Origin of the sequence: Arenibacter hampyeongensis (genome assembly GCF_002909255.1) — a bacterium.
GTDB classification, from domain to species: Bacteria; Bacteroidota; Bacteroidia; order Flavobacteriales; family Flavobacteriaceae; genus Arenibacter; species Arenibacter hampyeongensis.
The window spans coordinates 178,315-204,737 of sequence record NZ_PIOB01000001.1; the positions used below are offsets into that span (position 1 = coordinate 178,315).

A 26,423-nucleotide genomic window follows, 5' to 3' on the forward strand; every position below is an offset into this window, starting at 1 on the left:
ATTCATTTACCTTTCAAGGTTCTACATTTACTTGTCTGCGATCAATGTTGCCCTCACCTCTTTCCTTAAAAAATAACCAGTAACCAGCGTGGCCAGGACATCTGCAATGGGAAAAGAGATCCAAACCCCCAGCTCTCCCAAGTAATTGGGTAAAATTAAAATGAGCGGTATAAAAAAGAATCCCTGTCTGCTTAAGGTCAGCAATAGTGCTGGTACAGCTTTTCCGATGGCCTGAAAATAAGCTGCACCAATCAATTGAATGGCAATTATAGGTGTTGCCGCAAAGACCAAACGCATGGCCGAGGGGGTGTGTTCCAACACAAAGGCATTCATGGCCAATTCGTCTGCAGACATATCAGGCCTATTACTCAAGAACAAGGCAGCAATCTCCGCCGGGAAAATCATGAGCCCCACAAACACTATAAACGCCAGGCCAGCGGCATAAAGGATTGCGGTATTTATAGATTCTCGTACCCTTTGGTATTTTTTGGCCCCATAATTAAAGCCCGCAATAGGCAAAAATCCCTGAGTTACCCCAAATACAGGGAAAAAGGCAAACATAAGCATCCGAGCAATAATGGCATAGACTGCAATCATGGCCTCTCCTCCCAAACCAAAGAGGATGTTGTTCATCAATAAATAGATTAAGCTAATTACCGCCTGCCTAGACAAGGTAACGAAACCCAAAGCCCCTATTTCACTTAGAATAGAACGATCTAACCCAAAATGGGACCATTTTAATTTAAGCTCGGAATTTTTGGAAAGAAAAAAATAAAGGATATAGACAAAACAAAGAAAATAGCCAATGGTGGTGGCCCAAGCCGCCCCTTCCATACCCCAGTCAAAGACGTAAATGAAGATATAATCCATCAACAGATTTCCTACCGAGGGAATTATCATGGCGTTCATGGCAAATCTGGGTTTGCCTTCCGCTCTAATAACCGTATTTCCCATCATACAAAGGGCCAAAAACGGCACCCCGTACAAAACAATGGTATAATATATCTTTGCCGGTCCAAAAATATCCCCCTTACCTCCAAAGGCCGGGATAAGACTATTTACATAATACAGCCCCAATATCACCATAACTATGGTGACCAAAAGTGTTAGGGTGATTTGATTTCCAAAGGTTTTTAATGCCTTTTCCCTATTATTTTCGCCCAAGGCACGAGAAATAATACTGGAACCCCCTATACCTATGGCCATTCCTAGGGCCGCTATAAAAAAGGATACCGGAAGCACTACATTGATTGCCGCTATGGCAATGGAACCTATCCAATTCCCCACAAAAATAGAATCGACCAGAACGTTCAAGGACATGACCAAAATGCCGATGGAGGCCGGAACCGCCTGTTTTACCAGCAATTTACCTATAGGCTCGCTACCCAACTGTTCTGAGGACACTTTAGCCATTACACCGGAAGTGTTTCCTTAATCTCCCAATCCCCGATCCATTTTGCCATTAAGTTCACCCATGCCTCGTTATCGTTTAGGCAAGGTATATGTTTATAGTCCTCTCCTCCTGCTTCTTGGAACTGATGTTTTCCTTCCATGGCAATTTCCTCCAAAGTTTCAAGGCAATCCGCAACAAAGGCAGGGGTAATTACCGCCAAACGCTTAATTCCCTCCTTTCCAAAACGCTCAAACTCAAAGTCGGTATAAGGTTTTAACCATGGGTCGTTGGGCAATCTGGACTGAAAGGAAAGACTCACTTTTTCATTGGATAGACCAAGATTTTCCTTTACTTTTTCTGTCATCTCATAACACTGATGGCGATAGCAGGTATGATGCGCTACAGAATTGGTCTTACAACAGTTGTCATCTATCTTGCAATGGAATTTAGTGGGGTCGGACTTTCTAATATGTCTTTCGGGAATACCGTGGTAGGAAAATAAAATATGGTCATAATCAAATCCTTTCAATCCCTCAGCAATACTTTTTGAAAGTACGTCAATATAGTCGGTATTTTTATAAAAGGCCGGAAGGGTCGTAATTTCAATTTTGGGAAAAAATTCCTCCTGTACCTCCATGGTCTTTACCACCACTGTTTCATAGGAAGACATGGCATAATGCGGATATAATGGAACCAATAGTACCTCATCCACTCCTTTTTCATGAAGTTGATCAAGGGCTTTTTTAATGGTCATACTTCCATAACGCATGCCCAAGGCAACCGGAATTTCACTTTGTTCGTTTACCTTGTCCGCAAAGCGTTCGGAAATCACGACTAAAGGAGAACCCTCTTCCCACCATATCTTTTTGTAGGCCTCGGCAGATTTTTTGGGTCTTGTCTGTAAAATAATCCCTCGCACAATAATATTCCTTAACCACCTGGGAACATCAATAACCCTTTCATCCATTAAAAATTCGTCCAAATAAGGCTTAACATCCTTGGGCGTGGGACTATCCGGGGAACCTAGGTTTACCAACAAAACTCCTTTCATTATTCCTTTTATATTAATTTGCTTGAACAGCAAAAATAACACTTGCTTTGTAACTATAATTTAATTCCATTAAATAGTTTCCTTATACTGGAATAGACAAGACTAATTAAGGGTGAAAATAAAAAACGTTGTGTTTAAATACCAAATAGTATTTTATTTACAATACCCATTTTCCATTAGTCTTCCAGGCCTAGGGCTTGCCACACCTATATTAATGGTGCATAAGAAAATTCGGATAAGGGTTTAAAATATGATAAAGGCTTTCAAAATCTATATATTGCATAGATTTTAGTATGTTACGGTTATTATTGAATAATAATTTTATCAAAATGGGAAATATTTTAAAAAACGTAGACAACCAGACGCTAATATACGCAACAAGTACGTTTGTCCTTTTGGCCATACTATATATAGTCACCTACTTTACCCTTCGAAAATTGGGAAGCAATCCTAAATATTTGATCCCCAAGGATGCCATGAAAAAAGTGAGTCTGCCTCTTTTTATCTTATTCCTTTCATTATTGATCCGTTCAAAATCGCTCCATTCCCTATTCTATTTAAACGATTTTAGTTTTGTTATAAAAAAGACCAGTACCCTTCTTATCATATTTTCTATTTCATGGTTGATTTTGGTAGCCTTGAAATTTGCCAAAACATTAATTATCCAAAATTATGATGTAAGGACATCCGACAATCTTAAGGCCCGAAAAATATATACCCAATTCAACATTCTTGAGCGGATTTTTATAGTCGTGGTGGCGGTATTGGCTTTGGGGGCGGCACTAATGAGTTTCGACAGTATCCGGGAAATTGGTGTAAGTCTTTTTGCGTCTGCCGGGGTGGCGGGTATTATTATTGGTTTCTCCGCCCAGAAACTAATTGGAAGTATTCTTGCTGGCATTCAGATTGCCATTACCCAACCCATTAAGTTTGATGATGTAGTTGTGGTGGAAGGCGAATGGGGCAGGATAGAAGAAATTACATTGACCTATGTCGTAATCAATATTTGGGATAAAAGGCGACTGATCGTCCCCACCACCTATTTTATAGAAAATCCTTTTCAGAATTGGACCAAAACATCCGCGGATATAATGGGAACTGTTTTTATTCACACAGATTATCGCGTTCCCTTCGATAAACTAAGGGAGGAACTCACCAGAGTATTGTCTTCCACAGATCTATGGGATGGAAAAGTAAATGTGCTTCAGGTAACGGATGCCAAGGCCCAGAGTGTAGAGGTTAGAGCGCTAATGAGCGCCGTTGACTCCTCCACGGCCTGGGATTTAAGGGTTTTGGTACGGGAAAAACTGATTGGCTTTTTACAGGAACATTATCCCGAAAGCCTTCCACACACCCGTTTATACCTTACCGATAATGCACAACTCGATAATTATAAAAAGTAGTAGGCTTTCCCTTTTGATTGGCATGAAAAATGATGCACTAATACAAAAAAAACGTTAATTATGCTCCAAGCCTTTATTCCTATATATTTTTGGAGCATTTTTAACAAAAATTTGGATTGGGTATGCGCTTCTGCCTAGGTTTTCTTCTTCTATTCTTATCCTATGTCATTTCTGCCCAGGAAGAGAACAGTCTTCTATGGGAGATATCCGGCAATAACCTAAAGCAGTCGTCCTATTTGTACGGTACCATGCACGTAAGTCAAAAAATTGCATTCAGATTGGACGACGTTTTTTACGAAGCTTTGGACAAAAGTGAAATAGTGGCCTTGGAATCGGATCCGGACAGTTGGCTGGAAGACTATGGAAAAATGCGAAGCGGCGGAGCTGGCTATGGAACCGGCTTTATTACCAAGGGCTATTATATATACCCTTTTGCGATTAAAAACCCTACCAAGGAAATTGTATCCTCCTATCTCTCATTGGATGATCGATTAGTGAACAATATTCTCTACCGCACCAATGAAACATCCCAAAACTTTGAAGAGGAAACCTATTTGGATATGTTTATATATCAGGCTGGCAAAAAGTTCTCCAAACCTATAGTGGCCTTGGAAGATCTGGAAGAATCAAGCGCTTTGGTAGGTAGGGCCAACATGAATGCCATGAAACCCAAGCCAGATGAATGGCTTCAGAAAAAAATGCAGACGCAGGAGGTCATGTCACTTTTGCAGGACGCTTATAGGGCACGCAATATAAATCTTATAGATTCCCTTGACCAGGCTATGTATACAGAGCATTATTTGCAAAATATGCTCTATGTGCGTAATAACAATATGGTGCAGCGGATGGATTCCCTAATGCAAACAGCAAAGGTTTTTAGCGGTATTGGGGCAGCCCACCTCCCAGGAAAAAATGGGGTTATACAACTTCTAAGGAACAAGGGGTATGAGGTCAAAGCCCTTACTTCCCGATTTTCTTATAAAGGACGGGCTTTAAAAGATTCGTTGGAAACCAAAATCCTAAACAATGAATATCTTAAAAGAACCCCTGATGATGCCCTTTTTAGTATTCTCCTTCCCAACAAGCTCTACCCCATAGCAGAATATACCAATACTACCTACGTATCTCCAGATTTGGCCAATGGCAGCTATCTTATGGTGAACCGCATCCCGACTTTTTCCCAATTAAAAAAAGATTACTCCTACACCTTGGAAGATGTGGACAAATTGTTGTTTGAAAATATTCCGGGAAAAATTCTTGAAAAGACTAAGATCGATAACGGCCAGTACCCTGGTTTGGATATAAAAAATCAATTGAAAAATGGTGATTTTCAACGATACCATATCTATATTACCCCCTTGGAAATACTGATTTTTAAAATGAGTGGACACGGCGATTATGTGGAAAAACATTCGGATACCATTTTTAACAGCATTATTTTCAAATCCATAGAAAAAAAACGAACGGTACTTTTTTCGGAATTCGATGACTTTGAAATAGAAATGCCCTCCATTTACAATTTTACCAATCGAAAACGGAAAGGCAATCGATTTATAGAAGGAGTTGATCCGGAAACCTCTTCCTATTACTTTCTAAAAAAAGCGACATTAAATGATTTCAATTTTATTGAAGAGGATACCTTTGAACTGAAACAAATTCAAACCCGATTTTATGAAGATCTTAAGCTAAATCCCGAATATGGACCTTTGGACAACCAGAGTCTGACCTCCTCGGCCAACTTTAACCCTAACGGATCACAAAAGTTGTATTTAAGGACGCTTATCAGAAACAACAACTACTATCTCTTGGGCAGTATCGCCAATGATAGCACCAATGCCAAGAATTTTTTCGATTCCTTTAAGGTAAGGCAGCAAAATTATACCGAAGAGTTTAAAAAAATACAGGATACTGCTTTGTTTTTTTCTACAATCAGTCCCATTGAACCTCCAAAGTTTGCTGAAAACAGTAATAATTATTACGAACGTCACAAAAAACCAAAACCTTATAGCGCATACACCAAGAAGTCCGTTTATCAAACCAAAAATAATGAGGCAGTATTGGTAACCATAAATAAAGCCCATGATTTTCTAATGTTTCCCAATATCGATTCGGTATGGACGCTTAGAAGAAAATTGTACGCTCAAAATACGTTTAATATTATTCGGGAACAAAGGCCCCAATACAACAATAAATATCACGAAATGAACCTAACCTTGGTGGATACCGGCAGCACAAGGGGAATAATGATCAAAAACATAGTTAAGGGGGGTTTGCTTTATGAAGTAAAAGCACTGATAGATACCGTTTTACCTCCAAGTAAGTTTGTCGCCGATTTCTTTGCACATTTCAGTCCCAAAGATACCCTGATAGGTGAATCCATTTTAAGCGATAAAACAGCCAATTTTTTTAAGGCCGTTAGACAGAACGATAGTATAGTCCTAGATGGTTACCCATTTGTGCAATTTTATAAAAAACACGAGGATTCACTTAAATACTATATATCCGAGTTCAACTTTAAGGACAATCAAAAATATTTACAGGCACATTTAATCCAAAAATTGGCACAAATGCAGGATGTGGATGCCACAAGGTTCTTTGAGACCTACTATACCAAATCCTATAACAACTCCAAGGCTCAAACAAAGATATTACAAGCCATAAGCAAAAAGCAAAATGAAAGTTCCTTAGCATTGCTCCTACGACTTATGTCGACCGATTTGCCCTTGGTCTCAAGCAAACAAGAAATACAGAATATATTCCAGCCCTATCTGGATAGCCTGCCGCTTGCCAATAAATTGTTCCCAGAAATCTTGGATTATAGTGCCATAGAAGAATATAAATCCCCTATCTTCTCCATACTTGCAAAACTCAAGGCCCGTGGATTAATTAAGCCAAAAAGCTACAAGAAACATAAAAACCAAATATTAAATGATGCTAAGATCCAGCTAAAAAGACAGTTAAGCCTTTCTATGGATCAATTAACCGAGGAAACATCCTCCAATTCGGACAACAATTACGACATACTGGAAAATTATGCAATACTTCTTTATCCCTTTATTAAAGAAATAGAGGTGGCTGCATTCTTCCGACGCCTATCTATGGTAGAGGACCCAGAAATTCAAACATCCTATATTGCTTTAATGCTTAAAAATGAAGAAAATCCATTCACCGGGGAAAATAAAATACCAAACAGTTTAATTATATCCCTTGCTGAAAACCCTGAAACACGATTAACATTATTCCAGAAACTACAACAAATTGGCAAATTACTTTATTTTCCTTCCAAATTCCGAAATCAAAAAGCCATTGCGGAATCCATACTCTATAATAAACTGGAATTAAATCCGGAACAACACACAATTGAATATATCCAAGATCAAAAATTGTATTATCCAAGTAACAATTACCACGGATATTATTTTAAAGTAAAAGATAAAGACAAGTATGCCAATAATTTAAAAATGTATCTATTAGTATTCAAAAAAACGAATCATATTGAATCTAAACCCTATTATATAAACAAAGGCTTTAACATTGCAGACATTAGCACTGAAAAAGAAGTATTGGAGTTAACTACCGAAGAGTATAATTTAAAGGACAGACAACGTGCCATTGTGAACAACCCTTCTGCATATTCAGGATTTATGCATTAAATATTTAACCTATTGTTATGTAAATAATACTTTGCAAGGTTCATCAGCCCCTTAAGGATGTAAATTACAAAAAAGCTGGACCCGGCCAACTGAAACCATCATATACATACTTATAGGTATTAAAAAAGTGTAAATAACTTGTATATAACTATATAGATACATTTGAATTAACTAAGTATTCAATAAGACTTCCATGAAAAATTTACTCTATTTTCTAATATTTGTTTGTATTAATCTCCATGGATCTGCCCAAAATCTAATTTGTTCACCTCAAGATAGGGATGCCTTTAGCACTAAGATTAAGGCAATCTCCAATATTAAAACCCAAGATATTGGAACAAATATGGTTGCAGTGGGCAAAACCTTTATTGGAATACCCTATGTGGCCAAAACTCTGGAAATAGGAGAAACCGAATCCTTGGTCATTAATTTACAAGGGTTGGACTGTACCACCTTTGTCGAGAATGTTTTGGCTTTCAGTCTAATGTTAAAATATAACGAAAAGGACTTCGATTCCTTTATAGAGCACTTAGAAACCATTCGGTATAAGGATGGAAACCTCAATGGTTACGCCTCACGGCTGCATTATTTTTCAGAATGGATCGCCAATAATGAGCATAAGGGCCTATTAAAGGATATGACCTCCCAATTAGGAGGTGTGGAAAGCAGTAAGGCCATCAATTTTATGAGTACACATCGGGAACTGTACCCTTTTCTCAAAGATGCTGAGAACTATGAGAAAATACAGGCTTCAGAGGAATTTCTTAAATCGCAGTCCATCTGTATCCTACCTCAGGACCAGATCAAAGCGAATGAGCATTTAATCCAATCTGGCGATATAATAGCACTGACCACATCCATAAAAGGACTTGATATTACCCATACCGGAATTGCAAGTCGGGAAGCCACGGGTAGAATACACTTGTTACATGCTTCCACTGGATCCATGGAGGTAGAAGTCTCCAAAATACCCCTAGCCGATTACGTAAAGGGCATAAAAAGTAATACGGGGATTATGGTGGCACGCCCCTTATAAAGCTACCAATTATTTTCCTTGAACTGGAAAACGTTAAAGGGAACGGCTTTACCTTTAATCTTTAGAACTACAATCCCGTGACCGGAAACTTCCATCCGAATTGTTTCTTCAGTGGTGGGCTTATAGTCTTTATCTGCCCATATATCCCGAATGGTATATCCTTCAGAGGCCTTAATTCCAATATCCGAGAGATTAAAAGTTATGGCCGCCGGGCTATCGGACCTATTAAGCAATCCTACGGCTATTTCCCCACTCATAGTATCTATAAGTGGTTTCGCCCAAACTTCCAATTCCCCGTAATCTATCAAACGCCTTGCCTGATAAACATAGGGACTTTGATTGAGTGCTATCATTTCACGATTACCTACCAATTTCAAAGTTTCGTTGGACATAGTAGTTAGGTCATTGCCCAACAAAAGTGGGGAATGCATTAAGCACCACATGGAAAAATGGGTCCTATCCTCCTCCAGGGTCATTCCTCTTCCAACTTGAAGCATATCCATATCATTATAATGTCCGGCAGAACTGTAGGACCACAAATCGGCATTTAAATCAATAATCCTAAGTATAGATTCGAACCTATTGTTGATGTCTCCGGAAATTCTCCAAGAATCTGCCACCTGTGTCACCCATTTCCCAGGGAACTTCCATCTACAGACATTAAAAATTACGTTGGGGTTAATAGCCCTTATCCTTTTAGCTATCTCGGAATATCGTGTTTCCTCGTCCAATCCCAACCATTCTCCGCCACACCAATCCACTTTAATAAAGTCGTACTTCCATTCCTTAAGGTATAAGGTCAAGTCCTTCCGATCATGTCCATAAAGCCCCATTCCGGAGCCAATGGTATCTTTATCCCAGTAAGAAGCGCAGGTATTGACTCCCGCGTCGGAATAGATTCCTGCTTTTAGCCCTTTTGCATGAATATACTCTGCCAAAGACTTCATCCCGGAAGGAAAACGTTCCTTATGTACTAAGAGGTTACCATTTTCATCCCGTCCCCCATAAAAGCCATCGTCTACATTAATGAAGGAATAACCGGAATCCATTAAACCTGAAGTTACCATCGCATCTGCCTGGGATTTAATTATTACTTCATTAATATTCACCCGATAATTGTTCCAGCTGGCCCAGCCCATAATCGGTGGCTTGGGAAGTCTTGTGGCTTCCTTTATTTCAGGCTTATCCAGAGTTGTATTTGAAGAGTTTTGGTCAGTCTTTAAACTGCAGGACAATAACAATACGCTCAACAGAATGGGAACGCTACTTCTCAAATTTTTAATTCGCATTTTTCTCTAAGGTTTGTTTTAGTATTTTGCCCACTTTTCGGTAGCCTTTTGCGTTGGGATGCAAGCCATCCGAAAAAAGACTGGCATCAATTTTATTGTCCTTGTCCAAAAGCACCACTCCAATATCCGCATAATCCACATTGTTGGAAGTCGCCAATGCTGCTATTCCAGTATTTAAATTACGCATACGCTCCTCCTTGTCTACCCTTGGAAACAGCCCTAAAAGTAAAAGTCGCGCTTTAGGCTGCCGTTCTTTAATTGCATTAATTAACAATTCCAATCCTCTGAGAATTTCCTCATCCGTATTCAGATGTTCATTATTGGTGCCGATCATCAGGACTATTTGATCGGCTTCAAAGCCATCCAATTCATCGTGATATATTCTCCAGAGCACGTTTTCCACCCTATCCCAACCAAAGCCAAAATTTCTTATCTGAAAATCCTCCAAGTAGGTTTTCCAGGAATCAGCTCCATTGCTTAGGGTGGCTTTCGGAGTACCGCCCCAGTAATGCGTAATACTATTTCCAAAGAAACATATTTTTGGAGGAGTTTCCCGATTCATTTTCAATAACTCCTGATGGCGACCCTCCCAAGGATACATTTCGGGCTCCCTGGCCTGGGTTACAGGAATCGTTGTTGAAAGGGTACCTATAGGTTCCTTTATTATCTGGCGAATCGATCTTTCATAGGCCACGGCATATTCCATCATCCCCAAATCGGTGGGATGGGTGCCATCTACAAAACTCTCCATGGACAGATTCAGTTCTTCGTTGGTCAATAGAAAAATATCCTTTATTCCCTCGTCCTGCAATTGACCAAAAGCCTCCTTGGCAATTCTATTTAAATCGGTGTAGGTTTTAAAACGTTCACTGTCTACGGCACCATCAGAATATCCGTCGTGCTCCACCACCAAAATTGGGGTAGTGGGACGTCTTTTCTTTATTTGTTGAACAGCCGAAACAATAAGCTGCCGCACCTCGTCCAGCGAACGATCCTTTGTGGCCCCCAAATTGGGCAAACAGTCCAATACATATAATTTGGCATCAATTTCCGTAATATAATTGAGTACCTCTTCCTCCAGTCGCCCATTTCCCGAAAAGGCCAAATTAATAAGTGGCCTATCCAATTGTCTCCCCAAGATAGAGGTCCATGCCATTCCCGGGCGAGAAGCACAGGCCCCATGTGCAATGGAGGTGCCATAAACAACCACAGGTTTCTCCCGTCTTAAAGGCAGAGGTTCCAAAACAGCATCCACTGGCACTCCAATTTCCAACCACTCCACTTCATTGTACAACGGCAAATACAACTGATACTCCCTACCCTTAGTATGGTATTTCTCTTTTGGATCTATGTTGGAATAGCGATATTGTATGGTATCGGCAAAGGAATACTTTCCTCTATACCATCTCCAATCCCCATCACTGGTCTTGGAATATAGATCCACCCCACTAACCCCGGTTGCCGGCATATGGGGCATGGCATGATTTCCATTCACCTTATAACGTACCGTAATGGATTCGGCATCACTTCTAAACCTGAGAGAGAGGCCTGCTGAATGTTTGGACAGGTTCCAAACAGCAGCCCGAACTATTCCCTCGGCCTGCTTTGGCAATCTGTGATATCTAGAAGCCACTTGATCCGGCCAAGCTTGTCCTTCAACGGCCAGGGAATTGTCGTCCGCTGGATTCCACCATTTAATATTCTTATCCTCCTGGGCATAGGTAAACTGAATCAGAAAAATAATTGTCAAAAAACCAATAAGCGACTTTGTCCTCATATAACCTTATTTTAATTTCATCTTTTAATAGGCACCCAGATTTCCTCTTCCGAACTAGGGTCATTATTCTTGTATTTCTGGCCCAAAACCTCAAAATGTTCCCTATGATCCAGTTCATAGTCTGATTGTGGTAACCAAACCTCATGTATATATTGAGCCGTCTTTGGAAAGTCACTGGGCAAACCCTTATGAATAAAAACAGCGTATAAACCTCCAAACAATGTATATGACCTCATGCCTTTAGGCATGGATAAGAAATTTTTCACCTCCACCACGGCCCATTTTTCGAATATGGTAGTTTCTTTGAATTCATAAAAACTCATTCGACTATCGTAGACTTGCATACTTATAAAATCGGAGGTAATCGCATTACTTATTTCATTTCTTCTGGTCATAAATCCCTGCCAGAGTTCCTTTGTCCTATCCTCGGACAAGCTCATGACCAATCGGTTTCCTATCAATTTTTTTTCCGATACCTCCTCAATTCGTGGCTCTATGTTTATTTCCATTTTATATAATCACCTCATTTATTAATCCATTTGTGAACCTATAAAAGGTATTCTAGGAGCCAAAAAATATCCGGTTAGACTGGCAAAAAGGATGGGGATAAAATACCCAAATCCGGTCAAAGTAGCTAACAGAATAGTGGTACTCATAGGTGTTCGGGTGACGCAGGCATTTATGGCCGCCATACAACTTATTATAGCCAAAATTGGGTTGATGTACGGAAATAGAATAGAAAGTATCAGTCCTAAAGTAACTCCAACAAAAAACAAGGGTATAATAAAACCTCCCCGCCATCCGGAGGTAACCGTAATGGCAATGGCAAAGATTTTAAATACCAAGAGCGCTACAAGTGCATTTAGTGATAAATCCTGCGTAAGCAATTCGTTAATTTCATGATGGCCAAAATATCTCGTCAACGGAAAATAATAAGCTATAATACCCAATAGGAATCCCCCGATCAAAGTTTTTATATAAATAGGAATCGGTCGCTTTTCAAAAATCAATTTAAAGCCTTTGGTGCAGTATATAAATGACCAAGCCACGAGTGTGCCAACCACTGCAAAAATTACGGCATAGAGGAAATCGAACACCCCTGAGTATTCGTATTCGGATAAATTCCAAATGGGACCAATACCCAAATGAATGACCAAAGCGAAAACTACGTAACTAAAACTACTTGCTACCAGGGCGGGAATAATGGCCTTATAATATTCTACAGCATGTTTATGATGCAGAATTTCCAGAGAGAATAGACTGCCTCCCAACGGAGCGCCAAACAAGGCCGTAAAACCGGATGCCATGCCCGCTATACTCAAGGAACGCAATTCTTCCCCCTTTAGCCGAAATATTTTTCCAAGCCAACTCCCAGTTGACCCGGTTACCTGCACCAAAGGAGCTTCTGGACCCAGACTACCCCCAGAGGCGACACAGAGCAAGGACGATAATATCATTGATGGATTGTTCTTGGGGTCTAACTTCCCCTTGTTAAAGCGAATGTTGTTTACAATGAGGTGGATTTCACCCGGATCGCCAATAAAATGAATCACCAAACCGGCCAATAAACCGGCAATCGACATAAGGGGGATTACTTGCCAACCTTCAAAAAATGCTATTTTATGCGTCAAGAATTCCAGAACAATCCAATATAAGCCAGCAATCAATCCCCCTAATAAACCGAGGAAGGCCCATAATAAAAAGTTACGACTGAATACAAAAGGATTGAACCGAATTGGCTGGTCCAATATATTTAGGTAAGTAATAAGTTTTCTTCTACGTTTTAGCTTCACTATTCCGCCAACTTGTTAGATAGGGAGGCCAACGCCATCCAATAATTATAAGAATCTTTAAATATAGGGACAAGTTGTATAAAGACAAAGTATTTTTAAGAAGCCTACCTAATTAAGCATAGCTATTGATTGGGAAATACCGCAGATCCGATTACCAATGTTTTGCCTGAAAGTCTATCTCCCCTTATCTTTTTAAGCTTCCCTTATGTTCAAATCAAAATAAGCCCGCACAAGACAATGAAGCCATATCGGCATTTAAAGTCTGAGCCCTAATCTTGCTTAAAATACCCAAAGGCCAAGACACAATTTCGTGACTCCCAAAATATACACCTTCGGGGAAGTGTCCATGTCAGTCGGACATCAAACTTTCTAGGGCAATCACAAACTGATTAGTCGGTAAATGTATTAATTAAAAGGTTTTTAAGCGCCAAAAGTGTATTTCACCGATTATCAATGTATCTAATCTCAAATTCCAATAAAAAATAAAAATCGATAAAAAGCAAAAACCAACCTATCGGTTGGTTTTAAAGCATTTTCCTACAACTGGGCAAATACCATGGTAAACTGAAAAATAATGGTTTATCCCCTAGTTTACGGCAATCAAAGAGACCTCAAAAATAAGTACAGATCCACCAGGAATCCCTCTATAATCTCTACTGCCATATCCTAAATGGGCAGGTACTAAAAGTATTCCATTACCACCTTCCTTAAAATACGCAATACCTTCTGTCCACCCCGCTATAACTTGATTTAAACCAAAAGTAACTCCCTCTGCATCACTTTGATCGAAGACCGATCCATTTAAAAAATACCCTTTATAGGCCACTGTAACACTGGAGCTAGCCACGGCTTGGGTTCCAGTACCTTCCTCCTCTATTACGTAATAAAGTCCTGAATTACTCCGTACAGCAGTTAAGTTGTTCTCCTCGACATACGCCTGTATATCCGACTCGTTCTTGGCAACATAATCAATATCTTCCTCAGTTTTCTTATCATTATCACAAGAGATAAAAAGCACTAGGGCCAAGGCAAAAAGTGTATTCTTCATAGTTATCAATTTTTAAGGGGCAAATATAACAAATTACAATAACCGGCTAAGATGAATGTTAATAGGGACTTTATAAATTTTAGTTAATTATCACAAACAAAACACCCTTAAAACCTCAAATTGAAAGGTTCTAAGGGTGTTTAATTCCCTGTTATTACAACTTAACTTATACTACAAATCCAGGTCTGTAATTTCTGGTTACAAACTGGTTTGCCTCCTCAAGGTTGGTAATACGCATGTTCTCTCCGTCCCAAAGTAATTTTTTACGGGCAAAGAACTCCATCTTACCTTTGTCGTTTTCCCTTTGCAACAAATAGCTGCGAATGGCCAAGTTCCCCATAAGAACAGTTTCCGTCATAGGTCCGGCATAATCAAAGGAAGAAGTTAGACCAAGATGTTCCTTGCTGCCAAAGCCAGCTTTACAGGCTTCTACCCAAAGACGCTGATGTCCGTATTCCGGTTCATCATTGGGCTCTACTTCCGGACCAAAATCCGTTGAGCCATCGTTCATATACAATTTTGGCATCAATGGGGAGCTATCATTAATATTGGTAGAGATAATTCCCTTTTCCCCGATAATCAAAACCCCATTTTGGCTTCCCTTACCACCAATTTCGTGATCGGCAGGTATAATTTCTGGATGTGCAGGTCTAATCCCACCATCGCTCCAGCTCATTTCTATAGGTGACTGACTCTTTTCCGTAGCTCCAAAATGTAAGGTTATATAGGAGGAAGCCGGACAACCTTCAGGATGATAATCTGCATTCCACATATTGGTGTAAACCGCGCCTACACTGCATTCAGCATCTGTTGGATACTTTAGCCCCAAAGTTCTGAAAGGAATATCGATCAGGTGACATCCTACATCTCCCAAAGCCCCTGTACCGTATTCCCACCATCCTCTCCATCCAAATGGATGCAAATTTGGAGTGTAAGGCTTAAATTCCGATGGTCCCAACCATAGGTCCCAATTAAGGTCTTTTGGTTTGGCACTTGGATCTGGTTTAGGAAATGCTCCTCCCTGTGGCCAAACTGGCCTATTGGTCCACACCTGTACCTTGGAAATTTTACCAAGATCCCCGGAATCTACCCATTTTTGAACCATGCCCAACAACGGATTGGAACCTCCTTGATTCCCCATTTGCGTCACGATTTTTTTACTTCTTGCCATTTCGGTCAGCATTCTGGCCTCCCGTATATTGTGGGTCATGGGCTTTTGAACATATACATTTACCCCACGCTCCATGGCATAGGCCGCAGCCGGTCCGTGAACATGATCAGGTGTCGAAATTGTAACAGCGTCAATACCTTTTTCCTTATCCAACATCTCCCTGAAATCAGCATAAAGCTTTGCTTTAGGAAACAGTTCCACGGATTTCTTGGCGGACCCTGAGAAATCCACATCACACAGGGCTACCACCTTTTCCCTTCCTCCCACAGAGGCATTGCGAATATCACTGGCTCCTTTACCTCCAGCGCCAATGGCCGCTATATTCAATCGGTCACTCGGAGCTGTATAACCAACACCTCCAAGTACGTGCCTAGGCACAAAAAAGATAGAGGAAGCCATGGCTCCTTTTTTGATAAATGATCTGCGTGAATCGACAGACTTTTTAGGTTTTTCTTTTTTCATAATTATTGATTTTTACATTTTTACATTGTCAATTATATCCATCAAAAAATTCTCTTTAACCGGAGCCACTACAATAGCACTATTATAGCCCCAGATATAATCGCCTTAGGGACATAGCAATATATAACATAATAATAGACCTTATCTCCGAGATTTTCTCAAATACTACTACAATTTTAACCCTAATTAAACCACTGACCCTCTGAAAATGAAAAGTTTATAAAATGAAGGATAAAATTCCGCCAATTTGATGGCACCTTACATATGAAGCTGTTCAATTGACAACTGGACTGTAGTTGTGCCAGAGGTTTAAACGATACAACCAAATTGGCAGGTTTGCTCATAGTAATAAACAATCTGCCCACAGAATGGGGCATGGTTGCCCTAGCCATTGCAATGGCAATTGGGGGGCTATTGAACGTAAAAAAAGTAGGCGAAACCCTAAGTCAATTACCTCAGGGCAAGCCCATGAGGCATTGGATGGAAGCTACCGATAACATTTGGACGCAACCGTCGGAGCATTCAAATCTCACTTAGTGAGTAAAAAAAACGCCAATGAATCATGGGCAAGGATTTACGGCCACTCTAATTACAGATCTTTTGGAAACCACCGCAAGTATACCTGGACTGCCCATTTCCACGACCCATGTCTCCGTGGGCTTAATTTTAGGAATTGGCGGTGTAACTATAAAGACGGATATAAAAGTCGTCCTCAATATTGTTCTTTCCTGGATATTGACGTTACCTAAAGCAGCTCTAATAAGTGCAAGGGTCTATTCTTTGTTATACAATGTATTTTAACCCTTCTTTATCAAAGCCTCGGTTTTAAGAACATAAATACGACTTTCTTTTTCCTTAAAGCCTAAACTTTTGTATAGATTAATAGCCTCAATCCTCTTGTCGGCACTGAAAAGAAGGATTTCGGTAAGGCCCTTTTCCTTTCCCACGGTCACCAATTTTTCCATGAGCTTCCTGCCAATGCCTTGGCCCCTGTGCTCTATATCCACAACCACATCCTCAACCCAACCTTTAATACCAGATATAACAGTATAGGTACACATTAAGGCCATTCCCAAAACCTTTTTGCCTTCCTGACAATACACCAGGCATATGGGGTTTTCTGGATCAAGCACATGTTTAAGGTCTATTTGTTTTATATCGGCATTCAACTGGCGGAACAGTCCGGCCAATTGTTGTTCCATATCAGGGTTTACTTCTGACTCTTGTAGTAGGGCTATTTTCATGGGTTCTTATTTAATATTTAAAACTTAGGATTATGATAATTTGCAAATTTAATTAAACTTATTTTGTCATACTTAATAGCCCTCCTTCTTTTGATAAACCTTAACATAGTCTACCATAAAAACATCCGGGAAAATTGTTTTTAATATCTCTTCCTTTTTACCGGGATATTCCATACTCAAGATCATATATTCCTCTATATTGGAAATACCGGTAGTGACCTCATAATACTTAAGGCCATCCACATAAAAAATATATTTGTCCGGGAACCATTCCAAACCAAAGGTGTGAAAACCTAAACTAACCCCCCTGCGATAACTCTGCATTCCCTTGGTGGATTGCTGGTTGGGTCCGTAGGCCCAATGCACATTGTGAGACACTATATCGGTCCCCAATTTTTTAAAAAACTCCATCACATCTATTTCGGCCCCAAATTTGGCCGGATCCTCCCCTTGACTAATTCCTGGGGATTGCAACCAAAAGGCTGCCCAAACGCCCTCTGACTTCTGTAATTTGGCCCTACATTCATAATAGCCATATTTGGACATAAACTTCCCCTGGGTACCCACAGCGGAGCCCAACAGGGAATCCCCCTTTTTAAGGGCAAATAATTTAAGGTATCCCTTTTCCACTTTTACCGCTTCTTTGGAAACATAGGCAATTGCCCTAGGACCTATACCTCTAACCGCCCATTTCGTAGTATCCAAAACCTTTCCCTTAAACTGATCTTCCCATACCAATTTATATCCCTCTTTCTCCGGATTAAACCGCTTTTTGGACATAGGCCCTTGTGCAGGACGCTGCGCCATGGCAAAATTTACAATAAACAGGAAGCACAATAGAGGTGTTAATTTCATTTTCTCTGATTTATTACTTTTACTTTCTTGGAGGCAAAAACTATTCGTGGCCTTTATTTCAACTTCAAACGGCATAAATGATCGATGACGTATTACCATTATTGGAAGATGGCTGATATAGCCAAGTATACAAGAGTATTAGACCAATACCAAGATAACAAAACTGAAACTGCATCTTCTGGCAGATTCTATCAAAAACTGCCATAATCTTAACCCTAAGGCATATTATTTGGGTGTGTCCCTATCGAGCCGGGCTATCCGTTACAAGTCCTCGGCATTCTGTCTGTGGGCTTTTCACTACTATCCCTAACACAAGCATCCGAATTGTATTCGCAATTAAATTTTGAAGGCTAACCATAAATGGATAAAAAGGAATTATTATCTTCCTTTTTTAAAAGTCCAATTAATCTTACACCACCAAAATAACTGCCATATGAAATTACCGTTACTTCTTCTTGCATCCTTTTTTGTTCTGCTTCAAGCTTGCAAAGACAACCAAAAATCCAAGGAAAATGTAAAGGAAGATAAGTTGAGTGTTAAATCATTCACTGACTCCGTGCCCTTCCCTGCCGAATTGGTGCAATTTAAAACCCCTGCAGAAAATCCTGTTTTTACCGGGACCGGTCCGGATTCCTGGGATCAAAAAATTAGGGAAAGAGGGTATATCTTAAAAGAAGGGGATACCTACCATATGTGGTATACCGGCTTCCGCACGGAAATGGAGTCGCTCTCCCTTGGTTATGCCACCTCCCCGGACGGAATTACATGGACACCTTATCCTAACAATCCAGTTTTTAATAAAAGTTGGACGGAGGACATGATGGTAATTAAGGTGGATGGCACATATCATATGTTTGCCGAAGGGAAAAACGACGTGGCCCATAGACTATCTTCTACAGATCGCATACAGTGGACGGACCATGGCTCCCTAGATATGCGTAATGCCAATGGCACCCCTTTGAGCGCAGGACCGTATGGCACCCCAACGGTTTGGTGGGAAAACGACACCTGGTATCTGTTCTATGAGCGAAATGACTTAGGCATATGGCTCGCCACTTCAAAAGATTTAAAAGTATGGACCAATGAACAAGATGAACCTGTAATAAAAATGGGGCCCGAAGAATATGATCAATATGGCCTGGCCGTAAACCAGATTATCAAATACAAAGGATGGTACTATGCATATTACCATGGCACCCCTTTTGAAGACTGGAGCCTTTGGTCCACCAATGTGGCTGCATCAAAAGACTTGGTACATTGGAAAAAATACCCCCAAAATCCGATAATGGAAGAGAACAGATCCAGTGGTATCCTAGTCCCGGATGGAAACCTTTTTAGATTATATACCATGCACAATAAGGTGGAGGTTCATTTTCCAAATAGCACAGAAAACAAATAAAAACTACATCATTATTAGACCATTTTATTCCTTTAAAAGAGCGCTTCCTAACAATTCTTTGAAACCAAGAATTAAACCGCTTGGTTGGTTTTAATTATAAAACTGGCCGAAGTGAACTATATAGTTTCGTTATAAAACGACACAAGATCTATGAAACACCTATATTTTACCGTTAAAGTGAAGAATTAAAGGGGAAAACGACTACCCAGTCTAATTGGACTGTGTAAAATGATTAATTTTTTAGGGTGTTCATACCTATTTTTTTTTCGATTGGAAGTTATTTCAAGTACCCAAACCAGCTATTATCACCCAACCTTAATTATTTGCCAGCCGCTACCCTGTTCTGCTCTACTTGGCGCACCAACTTTAAACAAGTTTCATTAAAATCTAAACAAAAAAAGTCCTGCGAGGTTGTTACCGACACACTAAAATGAATTTTAGGTTGGTTAATTCGGTGTCGATTAAACCTTGCAGGACTACAGTAAAGGTTGGTGGTTATTAAAAATTACAAAGCATTGGTATTGAACTTTGTGCTGTATTTGCCTGAGAGTTATTTTCTCTTCAAACAATATTCGATCCCGCCGACCAAATGTTGACGGAAATTAAGATCGTCATAGGCTTCATCCGTATGTCCCAAGCCTGTATAGAAGGCTCGGCCCCCGTCATACTCATGGTACCATGCTATGGGGTGATTGTCCCCATTTTTTCCTCCTTCATAGGAGCTTTCGTCCAGCTTCATGAGCACATGAAGGTCAGGATTTATATTTTTGTAATTGTACCATTCATCAAAATGGGTCCAAATATTGGCCAAATGTTTGGTAGCAGGATGGTTATGGTCCACCACGTCTATTGTGGCAGTTTGTTGCTTAGGATGACTCAAAAAATAAGCTCCTACCAATTTACCGTACCATGGCCATTCATATTCTGTATCAGCCGCAGCATGCACCCCCATATAACTGCCGCCATTTTGTATGTATTTCTCAAAAGCAGTCTGCTCCGCATCACCCAATACATCCATGGTAGTACTTAAAAATACCACCAATTTGAACTTCTTAAGATTATCACTATGAAATTGAAGTGAATCCTCAGTATGTGTAACTGCAAAATTATTGGCCACTCCCAATTTTACGAAAGTAGCTACCCCTTTTTCTATAGACTTATGGCGAAATCCGTTGGTTTTAGTAAATACCAACACTCGATCTTTGGCCAATGTGTTGGCCGATATTATTTTTTCAGGGATTTGAACGGTTTGAGTATGTAGATTCGGATTCAAGGTCACCTCTTCCTGAATCTTGGTACTGCCACAACCAACCACAAAAACTAGTGCTATTAATGTAATAGTACATTTATATAAGCGCATAAAATTTATTGATTATCAATTTGAAGTTCTAAATATCTAAAATTTACGGCTACCAAACACAAAATTTACCATTAATTCCAAAATAAATTACAGTTTTCACAATAAGACCGCTACTTGTTAGAAATAAAATTAACAATAGCATGAATTATCTACAACACTATAACACTGATAAACCGAAGGGTAGAGTACCGTTTGCATAAACTCCGTACAATTAAATTAGACCGGGAGACCTAATAAACCTTATTTAAGTAACCTAACCGTTAGCCAAAGACATTAGGTACTTTTTAGGTGTGGTACTATACTTTTTCTTAAAGGCCGCTATAAAGTGACTGGAGGTACTATAACCTACTTTTAGGCCCACCTCGTTTACATTATGCTTCCCGGATTCCAACATTTTACGGGCATATTCCATTTTGTAATCGAATAAAAAACTATACACAGAGTCCCCATATATTTGTTTGAAGCCTTCTTTCAATTTTTTTAGACTTAGTCCAATTTCTTCGGATAACTCTTGTAAACTTGGGGGTTCCGCCATTCTAGCAATAATTATTTCCTTGGCATTCCTAATTCGCTTAACGTTGTCCTCATCCACCAAAAAAGGACATTGTTCCACATCGGCATCCTGACTTTTATTAAAATAAAGCGAAATTAATTCGTAAACCTTACCTTTTATATACAACTCCTTAATGGATCGATGCAGGTTATAATTCATAACCTGACTCAAAACTACCGCTATTGCCGGTGATACGGCTTCCTGTGAATAATACTTCTTATCTTTATTGTCGGAACTTAAGAAAGGAATATAGTCGGCCTCCCTGGAAAATAAAGAGTGGAACTTACGAATGGTCATGACAATAGAGACCATCCAAGAATTGGCGTTTAGGACAAGATTAAGTGGTAAGTCTACCTGGGTATTGTACAACAAGAGGGAGTTGTCTTCCATAACTTCCAAGGCATATCTACCCTCATTAAAAATAAACTTGGCCGCGCCCTTTAAACAGAAATGGAACTGTATAAAAGAACTGTCAATCTCTCTCGTAACCGTCTGATTGTAAATACTATCGTTCTGAATTTTCATTACATAGAATCCATCTTCAATAAATACTTCCTCAAAAGACCCTTGAGCGATATTTTCTTCCTCCATGTCGACTTTATATTAAAATTAACTATTTAGAAACATTCTAAATTAACCAAAGTGTAATTCCTCTTAACACCGCTAAAATATAGTATTTCAAGCGTTTTGATATATAAAATAGCGTTAAAAAACCACAAACGATACTTATTGTTCCTCTAGCGTTATTTTTATTTGGTAGTTGACCCTAAATTTGTGGCGCTCTCAAGAGTACTTATGAAAGATTACCATATTTCCAAACATAGTTCGTTATATACCATTGGCCTTAACTACAAAAAGGCCGATGCCGAAGTACGTGGTAAATTTAGCTTGGATGAGAACGCTATTAACCGACTTTTGGAACAAGCGAAACTCATTGGGATAGACGGACTATTGGTGACTTCTACATGTAATCGTACCGAATTACATGGGTTTGCCCAACATCCCTTTCAACTTATAAAATTATTATGCGACAATACCCAAGGCACCGTGGAGGAATTCCAAGAGGTAGCCTATGTGTATAAGAATAATGACGCTATCAACCATCTTTTTAGAATGGGTACGGGATTGGACAGTCAAATCCTGGGCGATTTTGAAATTATCAGTCAATTACGACAAAGTTTCAATCGATCCAAAAAACTAAATATTGCCAATCCGTTCTTGGAACGTTTGTGCAATTCCGTAATCCAAGCCAGTAAAAGAATAAAAAACGAAACCGATATTTCTTCTGGTGCCACATCAGTAGCCTTTGCCTCGGTACAATACATCATAAATAATATCCACGATATTTCAGAAAAGAATATTCTGTTGTTCGGGACAGGGAAAATAGGCAGAAATACCTGTGAGAATTTAATTAAGCATACTAAAAATTCGCACATCACCTTAATAAACCGTACCAAGGATAAGGCGGAGCGTATAGCTGGTAAATTTAATTTAATAGTGAAGAACTACGGGGACCTACAGACAGAAATTCGAAATACTGACGTCCTTATAGTGGCCACGGGTGCCCAATCTCCCACGATTTCTAAAGAATTGATCTACACTAAAAAACCTTTGTTGATCTTGGACCTGTCCATTCCCAAAAATGTATCGGACGATGTATCAGATCTGGAAAATGTAACTGTAATTCATCTGGATCACCTATCGCAAATGACCGATGATACACTTGAGAAAAGAAAAGAATCCGTACCCCGCGCCGAAGTGATTATTGAAGAAGTAAAGGAAGAATTTATTAAATGGTTGGAAACTAGGAAATTTGCTCCCGTCATCAAGGCTTTAAAGAAAAAATTAAAGACTATGAAGGATGAGGAATTGGACTTCCAAAGCAAAAAGCTAAGCGATTTCAACTCCGTTCAAGCCGATATTATCTCGGAACGCATCATTCAGAAAATTACCAAACAATTTGCCAATCACCTTAAAGATACCGAAATAGATTCCGATACCAGTTTAGAGCTTATACAACGAGTTTTTCAACTAGAATTGGAGTCTAAATGATTAAAACAATACGAATTGGTACCCGTGATAGTCAGTTGGCACTCTGGCAAGCCCACACCGTTCAGGACCAATTGAAGGCTTTAGGCTTTAACACCGAAATAATTTCAGTTAAATCTACCGGAGATCTGCTTTTGGATAAGCCGTTGTACGAACTTGGCATCACCGGAATATTTACCAAAACACTGGATATCGCCATGATCAATGGCACTGTCGATATCGCCGTGCACTCCATGAAAGACGTACCTACCCGTCTTCCCAAAGGAATTGTACAGAGTGCGGTACTACCAAGGGCAAATACCCAAGATATATTAGTATACAAGGATCTGGATTTTTTAAATTCCAACGGCACAATTGCCACCGGAAGCTTACGAAGACAGGCACAATGGTTGCATAAATACCCATCACACAAAGTTGTGGATATACGGGGAAACGTAAACACCCGGCTTCAAAAACTTCAGGACAATCCTTGGAACGGGGCCATATTTGCAAAGGCGGGTTTGGAGCGTATTGAGGTTCTGCCTCAAAACCATATAGATTTGGATTGGATGGTTCCTGCACCGGCCCAAGGAGCCATGGTTGTTGTTAGCATGGACAACGACACGTTTTCAACAGAGGCAGTTCGAAGGTTGAACGACACAGCTACGGATATATGTACCCATGTGGAGCGAGAATTTCTACAAGTATTGGAGGGAGGCTGCACTGCACCTATAGGGGCTTTGGCCAAAATAGAACAAAACAAACTCTATTTTGATGGTATACTACTTTCTTTGGATGGAAAACGGAAATTAATGGTCAAAAAATCTATTCCCGCCCAAGACTATATCAACTTTGGCAAGTTGTGTGCCCAAGAAATATTGGACAATGGAGGCAAAGAATTGATGGTGGAGATAAAAAAGCAATTGGCATGACCCCATCTTGGGAATTACAAACCATAGTAACATGAGCATGACCGTTCTTTCTACGAAAATCCTAACTGCCTCCCAAAAAGCAATACTGACCAATGCCAATATTACAGTGGAAGATTATGATGCCACTAATATTGAATTCATAACACCCAAAATAGACCCAGTTTTTAAAAATATCATATTTACTAGCCAAAATACGATAAAGGCTTTTCTGAATATAGTAAGTCCCAAAAACCTCAAAAAAAATTCCTATTCTGCTTTTTGCGTTGGGGAAAAAACAAAGTTGGTTTTAGAAAAAAATGGCATAAATGTCTTGGAAATGGCCAATTATGGAGCAGAATTGGCCGAAATTTTGGTAAATAAGCACTCAAATGAAACTTTCTTGTTTTTGTGCGGTGATAAACGTCGGAATGAAATTCCCTCCTATTTAACAAAGCACAAGGTGGCATTTAAGGAGCAGACCGTATATCAAAATACCCCAAACCATCTTACCTTTGACACCAATTTCGATGGTATTCTGTTTTTTAGTCCCAGCGGCATTGAAAGCTTTGTAGCCAGAAATAATTTAAAGAATAGTGTTGCATTTTGTATTGGAACCACCACCGCCTCAGAAGCCCAAAAACACACCAAAAATATAATCATTGCCCAAAAGCCAACGATAGAAAGTGTCTTGGAAAGGGTTATAGGCACATTAAAAATAAAAAGCAATTAAACCGGCACACCCAACAACTGTCGCTTGATGGTATACCATCAAGCGACAGTTTAAAAATGGGTAGGCAAGAAGAACACCTAAAAATTATGAGCATTAAAAACGATTTATTCTTAAGAGCATTAAAAGGAGAAACCGTAGAGCGCCCACCAGTTTGGATGATGCGCCAGGCAGGAAGATATCTACCGGAATTTATGGCAATCCGTGACAAGTACGACTTCTTTACCCGATGCCGTACGCCGGAATTGGCCAGTGAAATTACGGTACAACCCATACGCCGCTACGGAATGGATGCTGCAATTTTGTTCAGCGATATTTTGGTGATTCCCCAGGCGATGAACATAGAGGTTCAGATGAAACCTAATTTTGGCCCTTATTTGCCAAATCCGGTAACGGACCAAAAAGGAGTGGACGAAGTTATTGTCCCTGATGTGAACGTGGAATTGGATTATGTAATGCAGGCCATTAAAGCTACAAAGGAACTTTTGAACAATGATATTCCCTTAATCGGGTTTGCCGGCTCACCTTGGACCATATTATGCTATGTAGTACAAGGCCAGGGTAGCAAAACCTTTGACAAGGCCAAGGAATTCTGTTTTACCAATCCAGTTGCGGCACATCAGCTACTGCAAAAAATCACCGATACTACCATTGCCTATCTAAAGGCAAAGGTGAAGGCCGGTGTCGATGCCGTACAGGTGTTCGATTCCTGGGGCGGTATGCTGTCCCCAGTGGATTACCAAGAATTTTCATTCCAATATATGCAACAGATTATAGATGCCCTAAAGGACGAGGCTCCCGTAATCATTTTTGGTAAAGGATGCTGGTTCGCCTTGGGCGATATGGCCAAATCAGGAGCTGCTGCCCTAGGAGTGGACTGGACCTGTTCCGCGCGCAATGCACGTTACCTTTCAGGAGGCAATATAACCCTTCAGGGTAATTTTGACCCGGCAAGATTGCTTTCTCCACCAGCAGTAATCAAAAAAATGGTAACTCAAATGATCAATGAGTTCGGCAAGGATAAATATGTAGTAAATCTTGGTCACGGTATTTTGCCCAATGTTCCCTTGGACAACGCCAAGGCCTTTATAGACGCGGTAAAGGAGTACCGACAGAATTAGAAGGGCGTATCCCTTTTTTATTCCTTTCAGGAAAAAAGGGTCGCGCTTTCCGTTATATCTTTTATTTTTATTGAAGCATAATTTCGTGGCACCGTTTAAAACATTAAAGTTACGCCCCTAACCGCATTCTTTCAGATAAAAATAAAAGG

Annotated in this window: 22 protein-coding genes; 10 read left to right on the plus strand and 12 right to left on the minus strand. The window is 39.9% G+C overall.

The window, feature by feature from the left end; all coding sequences use genetic code 11:
* Positions 1-27: 27 nt before the first annotated feature.
* Both CWD91_RS00760 and hemH read right to left on the minus strand, forming a co-directional pair.
* Positions 28-1,413: an MATE family efflux transporter gene (locus tag CWD91_RS00760; RefSeq protein ID WP_103439049.1), complete on the minus strand. Its 1,386-nt coding sequence runs from the start codon at positions 1,411-1,413 to the stop codon at positions 28-30.
* Positions 1,413-2,444 (minus strand): ferrochelatase, encoded by a 1,032-nt coding sequence (gene hemH, locus CWD91_RS00765; protein WP_103439050.1) that lies wholly within the window; start codon positions 2,442-2,444, stop codon positions 1,413-1,415. Before hemH ends, CWD91_RS00760 begins: the two co-directional genes overlap by 1 nt.
* A 329-nt stretch (positions 2,445-2,773) precedes the next feature.
* Between hemH and CWD91_RS00770 the strand changes: the two genes are divergently transcribed.
* From CWD91_RS00770 to CWD91_RS00780, 3 genes are all read left to right on the plus strand, one after another.
* Positions 2,774-3,847 (plus strand): mechanosensitive ion channel family protein, encoded by a 1,074-nt coding sequence (locus tag CWD91_RS00770; RefSeq protein WP_103439838.1) that lies wholly within the window; start codon positions 2,774-2,776, stop codon positions 3,845-3,847.
* A 122-nt stretch (positions 3,848-3,969) separates the two neighbouring features.
* The gene (locus CWD91_RS00775; protein WP_103439051.1) at positions 3,970-7,500 is read left to right on the plus strand and encodes a TraB/GumN family protein; all 3,531 of its coding nucleotides are present in this window, start codon (positions 3,970-3,972) and stop codon (positions 7,498-7,500) included.
* Positions 7,501-7,693: 193 nt separating this feature from the next.
* Positions 7,694-8,536, plus strand: coding sequence for an N-acetylmuramoyl-L-alanine amidase-like domain-containing protein (locus CWD91_RS00780; protein ID WP_103439052.1), 843 nt, complete (start codon positions 7,694-7,696; stop codon positions 8,534-8,536).
* Positions 8,537-8,538: 2 nt separating this feature from the next.
* Here CWD91_RS00780 and CWD91_RS00785 read toward each other — a convergent pair whose 3' ends face one another.
* From CWD91_RS00785 to CWD91_RS00810, 6 genes are all read right to left on the minus strand, one after another.
* A complete protein-coding gene (locus CWD91_RS00785; RefSeq protein ID WP_103439053.1) occupies positions 8,539-9,825 on the minus strand; it encodes a glycoside hydrolase family 27 protein in 1,287 nt (428 codons plus the stop codon).
* Positions 9,815-11,602, minus strand: a complete 1,788-nt coding sequence (locus CWD91_RS00790; RefSeq protein WP_103439054.1) for an SGNH/GDSL hydrolase family protein — start codon at positions 11,600-11,602, stop codon at positions 9,815-9,817. The genes CWD91_RS00785 and CWD91_RS00790 overlap by 11 nt, the downstream gene beginning before the upstream one ends.
* 17 nt (positions 11,603-11,619) lie before the next feature.
* Positions 11,620-12,111, minus strand: coding sequence for a GyrI-like domain-containing protein (locus CWD91_RS00795; protein WP_239985598.1), 492 nt, complete (start codon positions 12,109-12,111; stop codon positions 11,620-11,622).
* 21 nt (positions 12,112-12,132) lie between these two features.
* Positions 12,133-13,395, minus strand: a complete 1,263-nt coding sequence (locus CWD91_RS00800) for a chloride channel protein (protein WP_103439055.1) — start codon at positions 13,393-13,395, stop codon at positions 12,133-12,135.
* A 586-nt stretch (positions 13,396-13,981) separates the two neighbouring features.
* Positions 13,982-14,443: an FKBP-type peptidyl-prolyl cis-trans isomerase gene (locus CWD91_RS00805; protein ID WP_103439056.1), complete on the minus strand. Its 462-nt coding sequence runs from the start codon at positions 14,441-14,443 to the stop codon at positions 13,982-13,984.
* A gap of 166 nt (positions 14,444-14,609) precedes the next feature.
* Positions 14,610-16,076 (minus strand): Gfo/Idh/MocA family protein, encoded by a 1,467-nt coding sequence (locus CWD91_RS00810; RefSeq protein ID WP_103439057.1) that lies wholly within the window; start codon positions 16,074-16,076, stop codon positions 14,610-14,612.
* A gap of 336 nt (positions 16,077-16,412) precedes the next feature.
* Between CWD91_RS00810 and CWD91_RS22855 the strand changes: the two genes are divergently transcribed.
* Positions 16,413-16,613, plus strand: coding sequence for a hypothetical protein (locus CWD91_RS22855; protein WP_205164583.1), 201 nt, complete (start codon positions 16,413-16,415; stop codon positions 16,611-16,613).
* Positions 16,614-16,631: 18 nt separating this feature from the next.
* Complete coding sequence (locus CWD91_RS22860; RefSeq protein WP_205164584.1) at positions 16,632-16,877, plus strand: inorganic phosphate transporter; 246 nt, start codon at positions 16,632-16,634, stop codon at positions 16,875-16,877.
* Here the strand turns inward: CWD91_RS22860 and CWD91_RS00820 are convergent.
* Positions 16,874-17,320, minus strand: coding sequence for a GNAT family N-acetyltransferase (locus CWD91_RS00820; RefSeq protein ID WP_103439058.1), 447 nt, complete (start codon positions 17,318-17,320; stop codon positions 16,874-16,876). The two genes, CWD91_RS22860 and CWD91_RS00820, sit on opposite strands and share 4 nt — an antisense overlap.
* Before the next feature lie 72 nt (positions 17,321-17,392).
* A complete protein-coding gene (locus CWD91_RS00825; RefSeq protein WP_157943689.1) occupies positions 17,393-18,175 on the minus strand; it encodes a glycoside hydrolase family 16 protein in 783 nt (260 codons plus the stop codon).
* A 433-nt stretch (positions 18,176-18,608) separates the two neighbouring features.
* On the opposite strand from CWD91_RS00825, the gene CWD91_RS00830 reads away from it, so the two are divergent.
* Positions 18,609-19,574, plus strand: a complete 966-nt coding sequence (locus tag CWD91_RS00830) for a glycoside hydrolase family protein (RefSeq protein WP_103439060.1) — start codon at positions 18,609-18,611, stop codon at positions 19,572-19,574.
* A gap of 550 nt (positions 19,575-20,124) precedes the next feature.
* On the opposite strand, the gene CWD91_RS00835 is transcribed toward CWD91_RS00830, so the two are convergent.
* The gene (locus CWD91_RS00835; protein ID WP_103439061.1) at positions 20,125-20,934 is read right to left on the minus strand and encodes a ThuA domain-containing protein; all 810 of its coding nucleotides are present in this window, start codon (positions 20,932-20,934) and stop codon (positions 20,125-20,127) included.
* A 253-nt stretch (positions 20,935-21,187) separates the two neighbouring features.
* A complete protein-coding gene (locus CWD91_RS00840; RefSeq protein WP_103439062.1) occupies positions 21,188-22,078 on the minus strand; it encodes a helix-turn-helix domain-containing protein in 891 nt (296 codons plus the stop codon).
* Between the two features lie 204 nt (positions 22,079-22,282).
* On the opposite strand from CWD91_RS00840, the gene hemA reads away from it, so the two are divergent.
* The 4 genes from hemA (at position 22,283) to hemE (ending at position 26,274) form a co-directional block, all read left to right on the plus strand.
* Positions 22,283-23,539, plus strand: a complete 1,257-nt coding sequence (gene hemA / locus CWD91_RS00845; protein WP_103439063.1) for a glutamyl-tRNA reductase — start codon at positions 22,283-22,285, stop codon at positions 23,537-23,539.
* Positions 23,536-24,447 (plus strand): hydroxymethylbilane synthase, encoded by a 912-nt coding sequence (gene hemC, locus CWD91_RS00850; RefSeq protein ID WP_103439064.1) that lies wholly within the window; start codon positions 23,536-23,538, stop codon positions 24,445-24,447. Before hemA ends, hemC begins: the two co-directional genes overlap by 4 nt.
* Positions 24,448-24,478: 31 nt before the next feature.
* Entirely contained in the window at positions 24,479-25,156 is a 678-nt protein-coding gene (locus tag CWD91_RS00855; protein WP_239985600.1) for a uroporphyrinogen-III synthase, read from the plus strand.
* An 86-nt stretch (positions 25,157-25,242) separates the two neighbouring features.
* Positions 25,243-26,274: a uroporphyrinogen decarboxylase gene (hemE, locus tag CWD91_RS00860; RefSeq protein WP_103439840.1), complete on the plus strand. Its 1,032-nt coding sequence runs from the start codon at positions 25,243-25,245 to the stop codon at positions 26,272-26,274.
* The last annotated feature ends 149 nt before the right edge of the window (positions 26,275-26,423 follow it).

What these genes read in the sequence shown, in the direction of transcription:
- CWD91_RS00760 (WP_103439049.1), bottom strand. Translation starts at nt 1,413, where the DNA reads ATGGCTAAAGTGTCCTCAGAACAGTTGGGTAGCGAGCCTATAGGTAAA.
- hemH (WP_103439050.1), bottom strand. Translation starts at nt 2,444, where the DNA reads ATGAAAGGAGTTTTGTTGGTAAACCTAGGTTCCCCGGATAGTCCCACG.
- CWD91_RS00770 (WP_103439838.1), top strand. Translation starts at nt 2,774, where the DNA reads ATGGGAAATATTTTAAAAAACGTAGACAACCAGACGCTAATATACGCA.
- CWD91_RS00775 (WP_103439051.1), top strand. Translation starts at nt 3,970, where the DNA reads ATGCGCTTCTGCCTAGGTTTTCTTCTTCTATTCTTATCCTATGTCATT.
- CWD91_RS00780 (WP_103439052.1), top strand. Translation starts at nt 7,694, where the DNA reads ATGAAAAATTTACTCTATTTTCTAATATTTGTTTGTATTAATCTCCAT.
- CWD91_RS00785 (WP_103439053.1), bottom strand. Translation starts at nt 9,825, where the DNA reads ATGCGAATTAAAAATTTGAGAAGTAGCGTTCCCATTCTGTTGAGCGTA.
- CWD91_RS00790 (WP_103439054.1), bottom strand. Translation starts at nt 11,602, where the DNA reads ATGAGGACAAAGTCGCTTATTGGTTTTTTGACAATTATTTTTCTGATT.
- CWD91_RS00795 (WP_239985598.1), bottom strand. Translation starts at nt 12,111, where the DNA reads ATGGAAATAAACATAGAGCCACGAATTGAGGAGGTATCGGAAAAAAAA.
- CWD91_RS00805 (WP_103439056.1), bottom strand. Translation starts at nt 14,443, where the DNA reads ATGAAGAATACACTTTTTGCCTTGGCCCTAGTGCTTTTTATCTCTTGT.
- CWD91_RS00810 (WP_103439057.1), bottom strand. Translation starts at nt 16,076, where the DNA reads ATGAAAAAAGAAAAACCTAAAAAGTCTGTCGATTCACGCAGATCATTT.
- CWD91_RS22860 (WP_205164584.1), top strand. Translation starts at nt 16,632, where the DNA reads ATGAATCATGGGCAAGGATTTACGGCCACTCTAATTACAGATCTTTTG.
- CWD91_RS00820 (WP_103439058.1), bottom strand. Translation starts at nt 17,320, where the DNA reads ATGAAAATAGCCCTACTACAAGAGTCAGAAGTAAACCCTGATATGGAA.
- CWD91_RS00825 (WP_157943689.1), bottom strand. Translation starts at nt 18,175, where the DNA reads ATGAAATTAACACCTCTATTGTGCTTCCTGTTTATTGTAAATTTTGCC.
- CWD91_RS00830 (WP_103439060.1), top strand. Translation starts at nt 18,609, where the DNA reads ATGAAATTACCGTTACTTCTTCTTGCATCCTTTTTTGTTCTGCTTCAA.
- CWD91_RS00835 (WP_103439061.1), bottom strand. Translation starts at nt 20,934, where the DNA reads ATGCGCTTATATAAATGTACTATTACATTAATAGCACTAGTTTTTGTG.
- CWD91_RS00840 (WP_103439062.1), bottom strand. Translation starts at nt 22,078, where the DNA reads ATGGAGGAAGAAAATATCGCTCAAGGGTCTTTTGAGGAAGTATTTATT.
- hemA (WP_103439063.1), top strand. Translation starts at nt 22,283, where the DNA reads ATGAAAGATTACCATATTTCCAAACATAGTTCGTTATATACCATTGGC.
- hemC (WP_103439064.1), top strand. Translation starts at nt 23,536, where the DNA reads ATGATTAAAACAATACGAATTGGTACCCGTGATAGTCAGTTGGCACTC.
- CWD91_RS00855 (WP_239985600.1), top strand. Translation starts at nt 24,479, where the DNA reads ATGAGCATGACCGTTCTTTCTACGAAAATCCTAACTGCCTCCCAAAAA.
- hemE (WP_103439840.1), top strand. Translation starts at nt 25,243, where the DNA reads ATGAGCATTAAAAACGATTTATTCTTAAGAGCATTAAAAGGAGAAACC.